11 protein-coding genes and 1 tRNA gene are annotated in these 12,552 nt (G+C 71.8%); 3 read left to right on the forward strand and 9 right to left on the reverse strand.

All coding sequences use genetic code 11. The features are described 5' to 3' along the window. Entirely contained in the window at window positions 1-1,056 is a 1,056-nt protein-coding gene (locus CP984_RS26040) for a carbohydrate ABC transporter permease (RefSeq protein WP_003983265.1), read from the reverse strand. 3 nt (window positions 1,057-1,059) lie between these two features. Next, window positions 1,060-2,391, reverse strand: a complete 1,332-nt coding sequence (locus CP984_RS26045; protein ID WP_003983266.1) for an ABC transporter substrate-binding protein — start codon at window positions 2,389-2,391, stop codon at window positions 1,060-1,062. 190 nt (window positions 2,392-2,581) lie between these two features. Here CP984_RS26045 and CP984_RS26050 point away from each other — a divergent pair, with 190 nt between their 5' ends. Next, window positions 2,582-3,640, forward strand: coding sequence for a LacI family DNA-binding transcriptional regulator (locus CP984_RS26050; RefSeq protein ID WP_003983267.1), 1,059 nt, complete (start codon window positions 2,582-2,584; stop codon window positions 3,638-3,640). A 64-nt stretch (window positions 3,641-3,704) separates the two neighbouring features. Here the strand turns inward: CP984_RS26050 and CP984_RS26055 are convergent, their stop codons facing one another. From CP984_RS26055 to CP984_RS26065, 3 genes are all read right to left on the reverse strand, one after another. Continuing rightward, window positions 3,705-5,117: a glycoside hydrolase family 6 protein gene (locus tag CP984_RS26055; protein WP_003983268.1), complete on the reverse strand. Its 1,413-nt coding sequence runs from the start codon at window positions 5,115-5,117 to the stop codon at window positions 3,705-3,707. Between the two features lie 88 nt (window positions 5,118-5,205). After that, window positions 5,206-6,360, reverse strand: coding sequence for a glycoside hydrolase family 5 protein (locus CP984_RS26060; RefSeq protein ID WP_030182858.1), 1,155 nt, complete (start codon window positions 6,358-6,360; stop codon window positions 5,206-5,208). 257 nt (window positions 6,361-6,617) lie between these two features. Further along, the gene (locus tag CP984_RS26065; RefSeq protein WP_003983270.1) at window positions 6,618-7,583 is read right to left on the reverse strand and encodes an AraC family transcriptional regulator; all 966 of its coding nucleotides are present in this window, start codon (window positions 7,581-7,583) and stop codon (window positions 6,618-6,620) included. Between the two features lie 123 nt (window positions 7,584-7,706). On the opposite strand from CP984_RS26065, the gene CP984_RS26070 reads away from it, so the two are divergent. Beyond that, window positions 7,707-8,357: an NAD(P)-dependent oxidoreductase gene (locus CP984_RS26070; RefSeq protein ID WP_003983271.1), complete on the forward strand. Its 651-nt coding sequence runs from the start codon at window positions 7,707-7,709 to the stop codon at window positions 8,355-8,357. 136 nt (window positions 8,358-8,493) lie between these two features. Here the strand turns inward: CP984_RS26070 and CP984_RS26075 are convergent. From CP984_RS26075 to CP984_RS26090, 4 genes are all read right to left on the reverse strand, one after another. Next, window positions 8,494-8,569: transfer RNA gene (locus tag CP984_RS26075), tRNA-His, on the reverse strand. Between the two features lie 108 nt (window positions 8,570-8,677). Further along, window positions 8,678-9,286 carry an oligoribonuclease gene (gene orn / locus CP984_RS26080; RefSeq protein WP_003983272.1) on the reverse strand — a complete coding sequence of 203 codons (609 nt, stop codon included), beginning with the start codon at window positions 9,284-9,286 and terminating at the stop codon, window positions 8,678-8,680. Window positions 9,287-9,291: 5 nt separating this feature from the next. Beyond that, window positions 9,292-10,761: a GlxA family transcriptional regulator gene (locus CP984_RS26085; protein WP_030182855.1), complete on the reverse strand. Its 1,470-nt coding sequence runs from the start codon at window positions 10,759-10,761 to the stop codon at window positions 9,292-9,294. Window positions 10,762-11,109: 348 nt separating this feature from the next. Next, a complete protein-coding gene (locus tag CP984_RS26090; protein WP_176564604.1) occupies window positions 11,110-11,382 on the reverse strand; it encodes a hypothetical protein in 273 nt (90 codons plus the stop codon). Window positions 11,383-11,804: 422 nt separating this feature from the next. Here CP984_RS26090 and CP984_RS26095 point away from each other — a divergent pair, with 422 nt between their 5' ends. Next, on the forward strand, window positions 11,805-12,326 hold the full coding sequence (locus tag CP984_RS26095) for a universal stress protein (protein ID WP_003983275.1): 522 nt from the start codon (window positions 11,805-11,807) through the stop codon (window positions 12,324-12,326). Window positions 12,327-12,552: the final 226 nt, after the last annotated feature.

The raw sequence follows: 12,552 nt of genomic DNA on the forward strand, positions 1-12,552 counted from the left end.
TCAGTCGCCCCGCCGCAGCCGGCGGGCGATCAGTGCGTTGACCGCGGCGACGACCAGCAGGATCAGGAACATCGTCCAGGCGATGGCCGAGGCCCGGCCGAGATGGAGGTTCACCCACCCCTGCTCGTACAGATAAAGCCCCAGCGTCTGGTACTGGTGATCCGCGCCGCCGGTGGCCCCGGCGCTGCCGCTGAACAGCAGCGGCTCGCCGAACAGCTGCATGGCACCGATCGTCGAGACGACGCAGGTGAACAGGATCGTCGGCCGCAGCGACGGCACGGTCACGTACCGGAACTGCTGCCACCGCGAGGCCCCGTCGAGCGCCGCGGACTCGTACAGGTCGTGCGGAATGGCCTGCATGGCGGCGAGGTAGATCAGCGCGTTGTAGCCCGTCCACCGCCAGATGACGATCGTGGAGACCGCCAGCTTGGCGCTCCACGAGCCGTTCTCCCAGTCCACGCCGTCCACGCCGATTGTGCTCAGCAGCCAGTTGACCAGCCCGTAGTCCCGCCCGAAGATCAGCACGAACACGAGCGTCGCGGCGGCCACCGAGGTCGCGTAGGGGGTGAGCAGCGCGACGCGGAAGAACGTGGAGCCGCGCAGCCGGTAGTTGAGCAGATGCGCCATGCCCAGCGCCATCAGCAGCTGCGGCACGGTGGAGATCACCCCGATGACGAAGGTGTTGCCCAGCGCGTTCCAGAAGAAGTCGTCGCCGAGCAGCCGGGTGAAGTTGCGCAGCCCGGCCCACTCCATGTCGGTGGGCGCGGTCAGCTCCACGCGGTGCAGCGCGGCCCACCCCGTGTAGAGCAGGGGGAAGAGCCCGAAGGCGGCGAAGAAGAGGAAGAAGGGGGCGATGAAGGCGTACGGACTCCAGCGCAGGTCCCGGCGATAGCGGCGGCTGCGCCGTGCGCGGGCGCGGTCGGCGGCGAGGCTGTCCGTGCCGCCCGTACGCCCAAGGCCGGAGGCGGCCCCGGTCCGGCCGGGCGAGCCGTTGGCCGCCGGGTCGGGGGCCGGTGCCGCGGCCGAGGACGCGGGGCGAGGGGTTCGGCCGGCCACGGCTCACTGGTCCAGCGCGTTGTCGATCGACTCGACCGCGGCCCGCCAGCCCTGCTCGGGCGTCTTGCCCTGCTGGTCGACCTGGAGCACCCCGACATCGGTGATGTTCTGGTTGACGGTGAGGTCCTTCGGGCCGAGCACCTGGTTCGGGATGCCCTCGGCCGCCGCGGCGAAGATCTTGCCGATCGGCGCGTCACCGAAGTACGGGTGCTTGGCGCCCGCCACCGCCGGCAGGCCGTACGCCGCCCGCGCGCTCGGGAAGCTGGCCTGCTTGGTGAAGAGCTTCGCCTGCTGCTCGGGCGCGGTCAGCCAGGCCGCCAGCTTGACCGCCTCGCTCTTGTGCCGCCCCGCTTCCGGTACGGCCAGGAAGGAGCCGCCCCAGTTCCCCGGCTTGGGCGCGGCGGCCACGTCCCAGACGTCGCGGCCCTGGTCCCCGGACTTCTCCTTGATGTAGCCGAGCATCCACGGCGGGCAGGAGACCGTCGCGAAGCGGCCGTTGGCGTACGCCTGGTCCCAGGACTTCTGGAACTGCTGGAGCCGGGCGGTCAGTTTGCCCGTCGCCGCCCGCATCGCCGCGTCCCATGCCTGCCGTACCGACGGGCTGTCCTTGTAGACCAGCTTGCCGTCGCGGTCGTAATAGCGTTCTGCGCTGCTGGAGATCACCGCGTTGTAGACGCCGGAGGCGGAGTCCACGAAGGCCGTGCCCGCCGGAGCCTTGGCCTTGTAGCGCTCGCCCACGTCCAGGTACTTCCCCCAGTCGCCCGCCCAGAGCGCGGCCACCGCGTTGCGGTCGGTGGGCAGTCCGGCCTTGGCGAAGAGGTCCTTGCGGTAGCAGACCGCCATCGGCCCGATGTCCGTCCCCAGACCCACGGTCTTGCCACTCTTGTCCGTGGCCTGCGCCCACTTCCAAGGAATGAAGTCGGCCTTCCGCACACCCGGCGCCTTCGAGAGATCGACGAGCTTGCCCGCCTGCGTCGCGGTGACCTCGGCGATGTTGTTGACCTCGACCGCCTGGATGTCGGCCAGCCCGCTGCCCGTGCTCAGATGGGTGAGCAGCTGCGGGTAGTAGTTCTCGTTCCGCTCGATCGAGGTCTCTTTGATCCGGATGTTCGGGTGCAGCTTCATGTACGCGTCGTAGAGCCCGGCCTGCTTGTATCCGAAGACGCCGAAGACACCGACCGTCAGGGTGGTCTTCCCGGCGTCCGCGCCCGGCGACCCGGCCGCGCCGGGCCGGTCGCTGTCCTCGGCACAGCCGCCGAGCAGTCCGGCTCCGAGTACGGCGGCGGCCAGCAGGGCCACCGCTCGGTGCCGGGTACCGCGAATCGTCGTGCGCATGGCGTCTCCTCCTGGTGCCCTGCCGACCGTGCGTGCGGGATGTGGCGTGTCCAGTAGTGTGGGAGCGCTCCCAGACGTGATGAGGTGAAGGGTCGCCGTTCCGCGGCGGGCGTGTCAAGGCATAGCGCACCAACGCCGGTCGCACGCCCCGTTGTTGAATGTACGGTCAGGGCGGCAGGGGGAGGCGGTCATGACACCAGGCGGACGGCGCGGGGGCGGCCGGCCCACGCTCGAAGAGGTCGCCGCGCGCGCGGGCGTCGGCCGCGGCACGGTCTCCCGCGTGATCAACGGCTCGCCCCAGGTCAGCGAACGCACCCGCACCCTGGTGCAGCAGGCCGTCGCCGACCTCGGCTACGTACCCGACCGCGCCGCCCGCGCCCTGGCGGGCCACCGCGCCGACACGGTCGCCCTGGTCATCCCGGAGACCGAGACCCGGCTCTTCGCCGAACCGTACTTCTCCGGCATCATCCGCGGCGTCAGCGCCGGACTCGCCGACCACGACATGCAGTTGCTGCTGACCCTCATCCGCACGTCCAAGGAGCGGCGCCGCTTCGCCGGCTACCTCGCGGCGCACCGCGTGGACGGCGTGCTCCTGGTCTCGGTGCACGGCGACGACCCGCTGCCCGACCTGCTGGAACGGATGGCAATCCCGACCGTCCTCAACGGCCGCCGCACGGCCGGGGAAACGGTCCCGTTCGTGGACTCCGACAACACCGGCGGCGCACAGAGTGCGCTGGAGCACCTCATCGGCCGCGGCCGGCGCCAGGTCGCCACCATCGCCGGACCGCCCGACATGTACGTGGCCCACTGCCGCCTCGACGGCTACCGGCAAGCCGTACGCGCCGCCGGCCACCCCGCGGACGCCGGACTCGTCGCGCACGGCGACTTCACCGAGGAGGGCGGCCGCCGCGCCATGCGCGAACTCCTCGAACGCCGCCCCGCGCTGGACGCCGTCTTCTGCGCCTCGGACGTGATGGCCGCGGGCGCCCGGCACGAACTGCGCGCTGCGGGCCGCCGCATCCCGGACGACGTGGCCCTGGTCGGCTTCGACGACTCCGCCATCGCCCGCCACATGGACCCCGCGCTGACCAGCGTGCGCCAGCCGATCGAGGAGATGGGGCGGGCGATGGCACGGCTGCTGATGGAACAGATCACCGGGGGCGCGGGCGGCGGCGTACCGGGCCCGCGCGCCCCCTCCGGCGCCCACCTCGTACTCCCGACGGAGCTGGTGCGGCGGGCGTCGTCGTGACTGCGGCGCAGGGCGGGGCGCCCGCGTACGGTTCCGTACGTACCCGCCCTGCGCCGCCCGGCGCCTACAGCGCCGGATGCGCGTTCTTCAGCAGCTCACGGAACTGGGCCGGGAACCAGTGCCCGGACAGGGGCGCATCGGGCAGCGCCCCCGAGCGGTGGTAGTTGTTGCGCGGATTGCCTTCATACGTCGGGTCGCACATCCGGTCGAAGCCCTTGCCCTCGTTGTTCGGGATCGCCGTGCTCGACCCGTCCGACTCGCCCGGCGGCTTCATCCACACGTACGCGTCGATCCCCGCCGCCGGTGCCGCCTTCGGGCGCTCGCCCAGCCCGGCCCCGGCCTGGTTGCACCAGTTGCCGACGTGCAGACGGCGGTCGTACCGGCCCCCTTCCACGTATGTGTCCACGTTCGTGCGCGGCCCGGGACCGGTGGGCCGGGCGCTGCCGCCCCAGCCGTTGCGCGAGGTGTCGATCAGCATGCCCACGTCCGGGCGGAACCCGGCCCGCACCGCCTCCTCCCGGAACGCCTGGGCGAACGACAGCTCGTCGGTGTAGCGGTTCCAGTCCACCCACTTCGACTCCCGCACCGGCCGGCCCGCCACGGAGTCGCCGATCGCGAAGTTCTCCTCCTTGAGCGCGCTGTAGTTGGCGGTGTTGGTGATGAACCCGTGCACCTTGTCGACCGTGCTGCCCTCGGCCGTCGCCGCCTGGTACAGCAGCCGCGCGGAGGCGCCGAAGTTGTCGTCCCAGCCGATCCAGCCGTGATGCCCGGCGTCCACATAGTTGTAGACGTTGGGGACCGCGCCCAGCTTGTTGAGGGCGTACCCGACGCCCTTGATGTAGTTGCCGTTGGCGAGCATGGTGTCGCACTGCGGGGTGGCGGTGGGGCGGCCGCCGGTGTTGGTGACGAGGTTGGGCAGCGAGTCGATCTCGACGGTCGTCACGATCCGCAGCGACGCGTACTTCGGGTCGGCCAGGATGGCCGCGATCGGGTCGATGTAGCGGGTCTTGTACGCGTCGATCTCCGTCGGGCCCAGCTCACCGTTGGAGGCGAGTGCCGAGCAGTCCCGGCCCGGCAGGTTGTAGATCACCAGCTGGACGACGAACGGCTTGCCCGCCGCCTGCTGCAGGGCGGTGTCCAGGTGGCCGCGGAGCCCCATCGTGCCGCCGGTGCCGTTGATCGACGCGATCCGTTCGAGCCAGACGCCGGTCGGCTGCCCGGCGACCTTGCCGCCGCCCGGCTCGGCCGCGGCCTTCGCCGACCACTCCGGGTTCACATAGACCCCGGCGCCCGCGTACGGGTTGTCGACGCGGGCGGTCGGCGCCGCGTGGGCGGTTCCGGGCGAGGTGCCGGCGGCCGCGGCGGCGACCAGCGCCGCACAGGCCGCGAGCGCGGCGGCACGGCCGCGGTGGCGTGCGGTCCGGGAGCGGTCGCGTCCGTGCGGTTGTACGGGGAGTTGTTCAGCGGTGCGTCTCATGTGAGGGTCGTCCTTTCTCGGTGGGGAGGCGACGTGCCTCGGTGGCGAGGCGACGTGCCTCGGTGGAGAGGTGATGTGCCGTGCCGGTTCAGGAAGCCGCGTGCCGGCCGAGCGCCCGCAAGTGATCCCGCAGCCCGGCCCCATACGCGGTCGGCGTCCCCCCGTAATCCCGGATCAGCGCGGGTCCCGCGGCGCAGTCCCAGGTGTTCCAGGTCCAGCCCAGGTACGACGCGCCGCGGCCGTCCAGCCAGCGCATGACGCGGTCGGAGAAGGCGTGGGCGCAGGTGTTCTCGCCGATCTCGCCCGCGACCAGCGGTACGCGGTCGGCGACCGGCCCCAGCGTGCGCGACCAGCAGCCCTCGTCGGCGCAGGCGTTGAAGTTGTACGCGTGCCAGGCGGCGGCGAGGTTGCCCGCCGGGTCCTTCGGGGCGTACGCGGTCCAGCGGTCGAGGTCGTTGGCGTACGCCAGGCCGCCCGCCAGGACGGGGTTGCGGGCGCCGGCGGCCCGTACGGCGTCCACCAGGGTCTGCATGCCGGCGACCTCGTAGCCGATGCCGGGGCAGGTCCCGCCGTCCCGCCAGCAGGCCCAGGCCCGCTCGGTGTCCGGCGTCGCCCGGTCCGGGTACGGCTCGTTGAACAGGTCGAAGATCACCTCGGGCGTGTTCTTGAAGGTGGCGGCGACCGAGGACCAGAAGGCGGGGGAGTAGCGCCGGTCCGGCATGGGTTTCTGGCAGCTCGCGTGCTCGTCGGCGCAGCCGGCCGAGGGGCCGGTGTAGCGGCCGTTGCTCCAGTGCAGTTCGAGGACCGGCGTCAAGCCGTGGGCGGTCAGCCGCCGGACGTAGTCGCGGATCGCGGAGGTGTAGTTGGCGCCCCCGTACCGCGGGTCGATGTTGGACGTGCCCAGCCAGCACTCCTCGTTCAGCGGGACGCGGACGGCGTTGGCCCGCCAGGACGCGATGGCCGCGACGGAGGCGTCGTCCGCCGGGCCGTCGAAGATGCCGTGGCCCTGTACGCACGCGAACTCGGCGCCGGAACGGTTCACCCCGAGCAGGCGGTGCGCCGCGCCGTCACGGTCGACGAGGCGGTTGCCCGCGACGTGCAGCTGTGGCGCCGCCGCCACGGGAGCGGCGGCCGGGGCCGCGGTGGGCGGCGACGCGCCCGGAAGGGCGAACACCGCGGCCACCGCCAGGGCGTAAAGGCGTAAGCGCCGGCGTGCGAAGCCCGGCTCGTACGGTCTGCGCATGAGCGACTCCTCGGATACGTACGCGGAGGCCGCCCACGCGGCCCGCGACGAATGGAATCGCTCCCACTGGTTTGTCGGAGGCTAGTGTCAACTGCCCATGATTCACAACGTAGTTGCGAAATCTCCTCTCTCAATTGCCGCGTCGGCCGCGTGGACTCCGCCTCTTGACGGCGCGCCCGTCCGCCCCAATCCTTGGGAGCGCTCCCACTGGTCCCCCTGACACGCCCCCTCCGGCCCGGCGTATCCGTTCCCCCTGGTCACGCCGGGCCGCGTACCTCCGTACGGAAGGAGATCGGCGTACTGCCCGTGCGGTGCTGGAAGAACTTGGCGAAGTTCGCGGCGTCGGCGAAGCCGAGGCGGACGGCGATACGCGCGGCGGTCTGGTCGCCGTGCGCCAGCAGCCGCTTGGCCTCCAGCACGACGCGGCGGTCGATGAACTCCTTCGCGCCCACGCCGGTGGCGGCGGCCGTCGCGCGCGAGAGGGTGCGGGGCGAGTAGCCGAGCTGCCGCGCGTAGTCCTCGACGCGGCGGCTGCGGGTGAAGCCGCGCTCCACCGCGTCGCGGAAGCGCAGGAACGTCTCGCTCGCCTCGCAGACGCCGTCCCCGTCGGGCGCCCGGCCGTCGCCTTCACCCTGTACGGCCCCGGCGCCGCCCCGCGCCTCGCCGCCCCCGGCAGGCGCGGACATCCGGGAGGCCCGCAGGACCAGCACGGCCAGCAGGTGCCGCAGCACCTCGATGTGCATCTCCAGAGGCAGCCCCGGCAGCGCCCCGAATTCCTCATGGAGGTGACGCAGCGCACAGTCCACCGCGCGCGCCTGTTCGCCCTCCGGGTGGTGGACCGCCGGGCCGAACCAGTCCTCCAGGCGGGCCGCGGCCGCCGTCGCCGGATCGAGGAAGCCGGATTCGAACAGCACCAGCCGGCCCTCTACCCCGGACAGGTTGCCGAAGTGATGCACCTGCCCTGGACGCACCCACATCCAGTCATTCACCGACAGCTCATACTTTCGGAAGTCCACCGTGTGCCGGAGCCGCCCCTCGTCCACCACGAGGAGGTGGTGGAAGTCCGGACGGTGCGGTACGGCGAGGGCGCAGGCGTCGGCGCGCTCGCGCAGCTCGGCGAGCGTCAGCACCTCCACGCCGGCGGGCCGCCCGGCCGGCGCCGCGAACGCGACCGCCGGGATGCTCTCCCCGGCGTCCTGTGCAGTGTGTCGTTTTTTCACCATCGGCGGTCCCGTGCCTACCCCGGTATGTCCTGCTAATACCCCTAGCGTAGAAGACGTCAGCGCGGCTGATGACGGAAAAAGAAAAGCCACAGCAGGCCCCGCAGGGGCACAGGGAGTACCGCTATGTCCAAGATCGCCATTTTCGGAGCCAACGGCACCATCGGCAGCCGCGTCCTCGACGAGGCGCTGCGCCGCGGCCACCAGGTCACCGCCGTCGTCCGGGACCCCGCGAAGATCACCAAGACCGACCCGAACCTGGCCGTGACCACCGGCGACATCCTCGACCCCGCCTCCGTCGCGGCCGCGGCCCAGGGCCAGGACGTGCTGGTCAGCGCGGTGGGCGGGGGCGACGGCCCCGGCCACATCGCCACGATCAAGCCCGCCGCCGAGTCCCTGGTGGCCGGGCTGCGCACCCTCGGCGAGGCCGCGCCCCGGCTGATCTCGGTGGGCGGCGCCGGCTCGCTGCGCACGCCCGACGGCAAGCAGGTCTGGGACGCGGAGGGCCTGCCGGAGTTCCTGCTCCAGATCATGCACGCGCACGGCGACGCGCTGGACTTCTACCGCACCGTCACGGACGTGCGCTGGACCAACCTCAGCCCGGCCGGGCTGATCGAGCCCGGCGAGCGCACGGGCACGTACCGCACCGCCCTGGACGACCTGGTCACGGACGCCGACGGCACCAGCCGGATCTCCGCCGAGGACTACGCCGTCGCCCTCCTGGACGAGGTCGAGAAGCCGCAGCACATCGGGGAGCGCTTCACGGTCGGCTACTGAGCCGCAGGGGCCGCGGGGCCCACGGGGCGGCGCGCACCGGCACCGGTGCCCGCCGCCCGGCCCGTGGAGCCACTGAGACCCACCGCACCAACGACTAGGGCCCCCGGACGCTTTCACGTCCGGGGGCCCTAGTCGTTGGGGTGAGTAACGGGACTTGAACCCGCGACATCCTGGACCACAACCAGGTGCTCTACCAGCTGAGCTATACCCACCATGACCGGTGCTGTGTGGTGTCTTGTTCCCCACCGGCTGAGAAAAAGTGTACAGGGTCCGGAGGGGTGCTCGCTCCCGGCTTCCGGTGAGGCCGGGAGCGAGCTACGTCACTCCGGGTCCGCGGGCAGGACGTGCCTGGCCGCGATCTGCTTCGCGGTCTCCGAGTCCGGGCCGGGCTGCGGCACGAAGACCGCCTCCCGGTAGTAGCGGAGTTCCGCGATGGATTCACGGATGTCCGCCAGCGCCCGGTGGTTCCCGTTCTTCTCCGGACTGTTGAAGTACGCCCTCGGATACCAGCGCCGGGCCAGCTCCTTCACGGACGACACGTCCACGATCCGGTAGTGCAGGTGGCTCTCCAGCTCCGGCATGTCGCGGAGCAGGAAGCCCCGGTCGGTGCCGACGGAGTTGCCGCACAGCGGTGCCCGGCCGGGTTCCGGTACGTGCTGCTTGAGGTACTGGAGCACCTGTTCCTGCGCGTCCTCCAGAGTGGTGCCGCTGTCCAGCTCGGCCAGCAGCCCGGAGGAGGTGTGCATCTGGCGCACGACCTCGGGCATGGTGGTCAGGGCCTCGGCCGGGGGGCGGATCACGATGTCCACCCCGTCGCCCAGGACATTCAGCTCCGAGTCGGTGACCAGGGCGGCCACCTCGATGAGCGCGTCGTTCGCCAGCGAGAGCCCGGTCATCTCGCAGTCGATCCACACCATGCGATCGTTCATACGTCTCACCCTACGGGGCGCTCCCGCTGGCTGGGCAGCACCGGTCGGCCACCGGGCCGCCCGGCGGGCTGTTCCGGAAGCCTCGGCGAGTAGGCGTCGGATTCCGGTTTGCCCTGCTCCGTCGGCGCGAGCGCGGTGGCCTGGCTGTGCACCGGCTGGGTGTGGCCCGCCGTACTGTGCCCCGGCTGGCCGCCCGACCCGTGCCCGCCCGGACCGCCGTGCCCGCCCTGCGGGTGACCGCCCGGACCGTGCCCGCCCTGGGGGTGGCCCTGCGTGTGACCGCCGGGACCGAGACCCCCTTGCAGGTGTGACGCCTGGCTGTGGTGCAGCTGGCCGTGTCCCCCTTGCAGATGGCCCGCCGCCGCGGCGGCGAACCGGTCCGCACCGGCACCCGGCCGCTCACCTCGCTCCGGCCGGTCGGCCCGCCCGGCCTGCTCGGGCACCCCGTTCTGCGGCCGGCGCGCGCGGTAGGCCGCGCGGTAGGCCGCGGGCGAGGCGCCCAACTGCCTCCGGAAGTGGCCGCGCAAGGCGACCGGCGACCGGAAGCCGCAGCGTCCGGCGACCTCGTCCACGGAGTAGTCCGAGGTCTCCAGCAGCCGTTGCGCCTGAAGGACGCGCTGGGTGATCAGCCATTGCAGCGGCGCGCTCCCGGTCAGGGACCGGAACCGGCGGTCGAAGGTACGGCGGCTCATGTACGCGCGGGCCGCCAGCGTCTCCACGTCGAACTGCTCGTGGAGGTGCTCCAGCGCCCAGGCCACGACCTCGGCGAGCGGGTCCGCGCCGATCTCCTCCGGTAATGACCTGTCCAGGTACCTCTGGTGCCCCAGGTCCGACGCGGTGCGCCGGGGCGGGACCACCAGCCGCCGGGCGAGCGCGTTGGCCGCGTCCGCCCCGTGGTCGGTACGGACGATGTGCAGGCACAGGTCGATGCCGGCGGCGGTCCCCGCGCTGGTCAGCACGTCGCCGTCGTCGACGAAGAGCTCGCGGGGATCGACATGGACGGACGGATAACGCTTGGCGAGCGTCGGCGCGTACATCCAGTGGGTGGTCGCGGGCCTGCCGTCGAGGAGCCCTGCGGCGGCGAGCACGAAGGCCCCCGTGCAGAGCCCGACGATGCGGGCCCCTTCTTCGTGCGCCCGGCGCAGCGCGTCCAGCGCGGCCGGTGGTGGTGCCTGTGTGATGGACCGCCAGGCCGGTACGACGACCGTGCCCGCGCGGGCGATCGCCTCCAGCCCGTAGGGGGCCGACAGTTCGAGCCCCCCGGTGGTGCGCAAAGGCGCGTCTTCGCCCGCGCACACAAGTAGTCGGTACCGCGGAACACCCGCGTCCTGGCGGTCGATGCCGAAGACCGAGAGCGGAATGGAGCTCTCGAAAATCGGGCCGCCACTGAAGAGGAGCACCGCGACTATTTCGCGGCGTCGTCGGGCGGCGAGCTTGCGTGCGGCATCTGGTACGGCAGCGGAGTCCTGGCTCATGGCACTTAAGCCCCCCTCGGTCGTCTCGCCCTCTCGGTCCTGCACTGTTCCCCCGCCGTGATTGCCAAGATCGAATCTACTGCGTCCCGTGAGGATGGAGTGCCAAGTTCACCACCCGCTCGTATGTCGACATGGCAACTTGGCGCGAAGCATTCGATCACGAAGCGTTCCACTCGTCGGGCCTGCTGGGAAGTACGCCTCCCGCCTCTGCCCGTAAGCCGTAGGGCACAACCACGCCCGGCGGTCCTTTCCTCCCAGCTCAGGCCCAGGTTGCGGGTCGCTTTCGCCAAGGGATGCACTTCAACCCGAAGTTGGCCGAAAACGACCCTGGGCAGGCTTGCGAGCGCGTCATTCCTCCGGCGTACGCCCGTCGGAGCGCCTCCCGCCCCGATGGGCTCCGGTGCCGGTACGGCTGTGCCGGCCGCGGTGCGGGGCGATCTCGTCCGAGGACGGCCGGGCCGCGGTGCGCTCGGACTGGCGCAGCAGCGCCCGGCACGCGCAGGTCACCGTCGCCAGCCCCACGGCGGCACCGGCGGCACCGGCGGCGGACGCGCCGCACAGGACGAGGACGAGCGGCACCAGGGCGCAGCTGAACGCCGCCCAGCGGACGAGATCGCTCACCGGATCGGCTGAAGTGTTCGACGGACCGGGCACGGTGTACTCCCTCCAGGCAGGCAGGTACTACAACGGCCGCGGGGCCCGTGAGTCACCGCGAGGGGTACGTACGGGGGCAGGCCGGGGCATTGCCATCCGGCCCACGCTCCGGCATGCTCCGGGGAACGTTCGAGGGGCACCCCGCCCCGTGTGGTGGCGGGGGTCCACCTCCGTCACCGGGGTCCGCCGTCCGCGTCGGGCCCTGTGCAGCGGGGGACTGGCGCCGTACTCTTGGGGTAAGGCATTGGGAAGATGATTCCCGGTCGTGTTGTTCCCCTTTGAACTATGGGGCCGACCTCTCGATCAAGCCAGCTCAGTCAACTGCCGGATCAAGTCAATCGCCGCTCCCCGTCCGCCCCTCCGCAAGGACCTCCTTCGCCGAGACAGCCATGGCCGGTCACGAAATCCCCGAACCCGCGGACCGCAAGCAGGTCGCCGATCCGATGGCGGACCTCCGAGCGGCGGAAGAGACACGCCATTCCTGCGACCCCGCCTTCCGGCACGGTGTCGTGGTCGGCTTCGACGGCTCGATGTCGAGCGAGCGGGCGTTGGCGTATGCAATCGGTATGGCGCGGCGCTCGGCGTCGGGCCTGATCATCGTCCATGTGGCCAACCGGCTGCCCACGACGGTCTGGGCGGGCTGCGAGCCCCCGGTCTTCGTGGACGTGCCGGACCACCGCACGGAAGTGCTGGGCCTGGAGCTGGCCTGCGCCGACCATCTGGCGGAGATCCCCTGGATCCTCGTGGAGCGCGGTGGCGACATCTGCCACGAGCTGGAAGAGGTCGGGCAGGAGTACGAAGCCGACGCGATCGTGGTCGGCTCGTCGCACGGCCTCGTGGGCCGCATCTTCGGCTCGGTGGCGGGCCGGCTGGCCCGGCGGGCGCAGCGGCCCGTGGTCGTCATTCCCTGATCCGGGCGCCCGGTGCGTACCGCCCCCGCACGGCCTGCGCGGGCCGTCCCGCCGGTCCGGTGCGCTCCGTGTCCGTACGGCTTGCGCGTCGCGTCCGCCCCCGTCCGCGCACACCCTCATGGGGCGTGAGGTGAGGGAGCGTCACCAGCCGCGCCATCTGGGGCAGTCGGCATATCTACTGGCCCGTAGAGGTGGATTGCCGGGTTGTGGAGGGTAGAAATCCCAT

The organism is Streptomyces rimosus, assembly GCF_008704655.1.
Lineage (GTDB): Bacteria > Actinomycetota > Actinomycetes > Streptomycetales > Streptomycetaceae > Streptomyces > Streptomyces rimosus.